At 33.1% G+C, this 2,764-nt stretch carries 3 protein-coding genes; 2 read left to right on the forward strand and 1 reads right to left on the reverse strand.

What is annotated here, in order from left to right:
• Positions 1-198: 198 nt before the first annotated feature.
• Entirely contained in the window at positions 199-1,545 is a 1,347-nt protein-coding gene (locus tag NE544_RS11835) for an MATE family efflux transporter (RefSeq protein WP_256269477.1), read from the reverse strand.
• A gap of 131 nt (positions 1,546-1,676) precedes the next feature.
• Between NE544_RS11835 and nrdI the strand changes: the two genes are divergently transcribed.
• Both nrdI and NE544_RS11845 read left to right on the forward strand, forming a co-directional pair.
• On the forward strand, positions 1,677-2,027 hold the full coding sequence (gene nrdI / locus NE544_RS11840) for a class Ib ribonucleoside-diphosphate reductase assembly flavoprotein NrdI (protein WP_117925575.1): 351 nt from the start codon (positions 1,677-1,679) through the stop codon (positions 2,025-2,027).
• Between the two features lie 2 nt (positions 2,028-2,029).
• The gene (locus NE544_RS11845) at positions 2,030-2,563 is read left to right on the forward strand and encodes a DUF3793 family protein (RefSeq protein WP_117925574.1); all 534 of its coding nucleotides are present in this window, start codon (positions 2,030-2,032) and stop codon (positions 2,561-2,563) included.
• Positions 2,564-2,764: the final 201 nt, after the last annotated feature.

Genomic DNA, 2,764 nt, shown 5'->3' on the forward strand with positions numbered 1-2,764 from the left:
TCAAAGATCAATTTAAAACTAACTAAAAAATCTAGTTATTTTATATTTTCAAACTATTTCATAAAAAAACTACTTGAATTTTATATAGTTAGCTCCCTTATACAAAAGAAAAAAGGCACTTACAGCTCATATATTTTATGAACTATAAGCACCTTCGCTTTATGTATGTACGTATTTTATTCTGCACGAAACAATTTGTCAATATTTTTCTGAAACATTTTGAAAGTTTCTTTCCATGTGATAATAACTAGGAACCAAGATTATAACAGCACCAATCCATGCCAACACTTCTACAGGATATAGGCCAGCTTTACCAAAATAGATAGGTAGAATCAAAGCTCCAGAGATTCGCATCAATAACTCAAATAAGCCAGATACCATAGGAATAAAGGCATTGGATAAGCCCTGTATAGTAGAACGATAGGCGTGTAACATATATAAAATTGGAAGCCAAACGGTTAAACATCGTAAGAAATTCAACCCATATGTCATTGCTTCATTAGCACCTTCACTTGTTTTTGATATAAAACAAGATAAGAAGAATGGTCCAAAAATCCAAAGTATGATAGAAATCAAGATGGAAGTAGCCAAAGATAATAAAACAACTTTTTTCACACCACTCTTGATACGATCATAACGATGTGCTCCATAATTTTGCCCCGTATATGTAACCATGGCATAGCCATAAGAAACAGCTGAAATTTCAAGCACTCCATATAGCTTGTTCATAGCTGTAAATCCAGCAAGGAAATAAGTTCCATATCGATTTACGGCACTTGTTAATACCATACCACCAATCGAAATCAAGACATTTTGTAGTGCCATAGGAATTCCTAATCTAAATTGATTTTTATAGTATGTTGCATCCTTACAAATGGATGTAGGCATATATTCTTTTAACTTTAATACATGATATAAACAGAAACATCCAGCTAGAATTTGTGCAATAACTGTCGCAACACCAGCACCGATGATTCCCCACTCAAGTCCCATCACGAATAGTACATCTAAGCCTACGTTACAAATACTGGCAATAATCATGGCTTGTAGCGGTGTTTTCGAATTGCCAAAAGCACGTAAAATGCTGGCAAGCGCATTATAAAACATAGTTGCAAACAAACCGATATAAATAACGTGTGTATACGCTAGAGCTCGATCCATAATATCAGCTGGTGTTTTTAATAAAATCAAAATATTGGGTAGAAGCGGATAAATCACGGCTAATAAAACCACTGTTGATATAATCGCATTCACAACTAGAGTAGAAATACATTTTTGTACATTCCTCTTATCATGAGTACCAAACGCATGAGCTATCGGAATTGAAAAACCTTGGGCAAGCCCAGTCACGACTGCAATTCCCATCCATGTTAGCCAATCCGAACATCCTATGGCTGCTAACGCCTTCACACCAAGGTGTCTAGAAACAATGATAGTATCACAAACTGTATATAGCTGCTGAAATATATTTCCAAGCATTAAAGGTAGGGAAAACAAAAAAATCAACTTTAATTCATTTCCCTTCGTCATATCTTTTACTTGCATAAAACCTCTCCCATTAAACAGAAATAGTATATCATATTCAATAAATTTCTTAAAAAAGTTATTTACAACTAACTCTTATAGAGTTATACTAATGACAGTTAGTTATGCCTAACTATTAAGGAGGTAAAATCATGAAATATGCATTCGCAAGTCGTACTGGTAATGTGGAAGAAATTATCAGTTCATTAGGTATTGATGCATTACGCATCAATGATGGATCTGAAAGCATCGATGAACCATACATCTTATTTACTTATACAGATGGCTATGGAGATGTACCTGCTGAAGTCGAAAACTTTTTGATGGCCAATGGCACATTGATTCAAGGTGTTGTCTGCTCCGGAGATACAAATTACGGTGACGCATATTGTCAGGCAGCTGATAAAATCAGTGAAGATTATGGTTGTGAAATTCTATATAAAGTAGAAAATTCTGGTACACCTGAAGATATCGAAAACATCAAAAAAGCGATTGGAGCTTAATTATGCCAAAACAACGTTTTGAATCATTATTGGCCAATTATTGTGCACCTGCACTGAAGCAATATAAATATGCCAATATGTTCCACCTTCCAAAAGACGATGATAGTATTCGATCATTTATCAAACAATACAATCAACAATTCAACTCAAAAGGGATCTTCTTTATCCTCATAGAACAAGAAACTCAATACACCATTTATGTATACAATTCCAAACTTAAAGACTATATTTCCTCAAATGCAGTTCAAAATTTTCTAAAATCCTATCAATATCCAAATACTTTTGAACTGTGTATACAAGAACTCAAAAAAAGACTTAACACAAAAAACTTTCCTCATGAAATAGGTGTATTTCTTGGTTATCCCTTAGATGATGTAATTGGATTTATTGAACACAAGCCCTATTACTTAGTCGGAGATTGGAAGGTCTATCAAAACGTGAATGAGGCTAAAAAGCAATTTGATTTATTTAAACAAACAAAAGAAAAAATGTTGAATCAAATCCATAATGGATATGAATTATGTGAAATTCTTTAACAAATATTTATTTTCTCTTCTTTCATCGACCATTTATCGTTTTTTGGTCTATGAATACGTTTGAAAATCATTTAGAATGTATATGGTTGAACAAATCCATTTCACATTTTAGTTCAACCAAAAAAGAGGTATCGCAAAGATATCTCTTTTCGTATTATGAAACCAGGAAGAAAAGTATTCTGGTTAATATAGAATTGTATA

Origin of the sequence: Holdemanella sp. MSK.7.32 (genome assembly GCF_024460475.1) — a bacterium.
Taxonomy (GTDB): Bacteria; Bacillota_I; Bacilli_A; order Erysipelotrichales; family Erysipelotrichaceae; genus Holdemanella.

Bases quoted from the DNA above. Each gene is read 5' to 3' on its own strand.
- NE544_RS11835 (WP_256269477.1), bottom strand. From the start codon at position 1,545: ATGCAAGTAAAAGATATGACGAAGGGAAATGAATTAAAGTTGATTTTT.
- nrdI (WP_117925575.1), top strand. From the start codon at position 1,677: ATGAAATATGCATTCGCAAGTCGTACTGGTAATGTGGAAGAAATTATC.
- NE544_RS11845 (WP_117925574.1), top strand. From the start codon at position 2,030: ATGCCAAAACAACGTTTTGAATCATTATTGGCCAATTATTGTGCACCT.